The organism is Ideonella sp. B508-1 (assembly GCF_000333615.1).
In the GTDB taxonomy this organism is placed as follows: Bacteria; Pseudomonadota; Gammaproteobacteria; order Burkholderiales; family Burkholderiaceae_C; genus Ideonella.
The window spans coordinates 1-872 of sequence record NZ_BADL01000408.1 but is presented as its reverse complement, the minus strand read 5'-3'; the positions used below and the strand labels follow the sequence as shown (position 1 = coordinate 872).

Below are 872 nucleotides of genomic sequence, written 5' to 3'. Positions count from 1 at the left end.
CTGGTGCGCCAGACGGTACACCGCCTGGATCTGGGGGCCCGCTGGCTGGGCCAGCCCGAGGGCGAGCGCCGCCTGACCAACCTGCTGCACCTGGCCGAGCTGCTGCAGGCCCAGAGTGCGCGGCTGGAAGGCGAGCAGGCCCTGATCCGCTGGCTGGCCGAGGCCATTGACGACGCGACGCAGGGCCGTGGCGGTGGCGGCGACGAGCAGATCGTCCGCCTGGAAAGCGATGCCGACCTGGTGCAGGTCATCACCGTGCACAAGAGCAAGGGTCTGGAGTATCCGGTGGTCTGCCTGCCCTTTGCCACCAGCCTGCGCCCGGCCGACGGGCGCAGCACACCCTTCGTTCTGCGCGAGGACGACGCGGGCCAGCCCCGCCTGGTGTTGGCTCCGGGCAAGGACGACCTGGCATGGGCCGAACAGGAGCGCCTGCGCGAGGACCTGCGCCTGTTCTACGTGGCCCTGACCCGGGCCCGCCATGCCCTGTGGCTGGGCTTCACCGCGCTGACCATCGGCAACAGCGGCGCCTGCCAGACCCACCGCAGCGCGGCCGGCTGGCTGCTGGCGGGGCCCGACGCCACCACGCCCGAGGCCCTGGCCCAGGCGCTGGCCGGCTGGGCCGCCGGCTGCCCGGACATCGCTCTGCAGCCGGCCGGCCCGGCGGTGGGCCTGACCCCGCTGGCCCCGCGCGAGGCGCCGCTGCCCCTGGCCGAAGCCCCGGTCTACGCCGGCCAGTTCGACCGCCGCTGGGGCATCGGCAGCTTTTCGGCCCTGGTGCGCGACCTGGGCGGCGTGCCCAGCCTGGGCGTCACCCAGGCCCCGCGGCCGGCCGACAACAAGCCCGATGCCGACCGGGGCCCGGGGCCACGCCA

General features: G+C 75.1%; 1 protein-coding gene. It reads left to right on the top strand.

Annotation, left to right across the window (positions count from 1 at the left end):
- A partial coding sequence (locus tag I73_RS28555) for a 3'-5' exonuclease (protein WP_040500590.1) occupies positions 1–872 on the top strand: 872 nt, incomplete at both ends.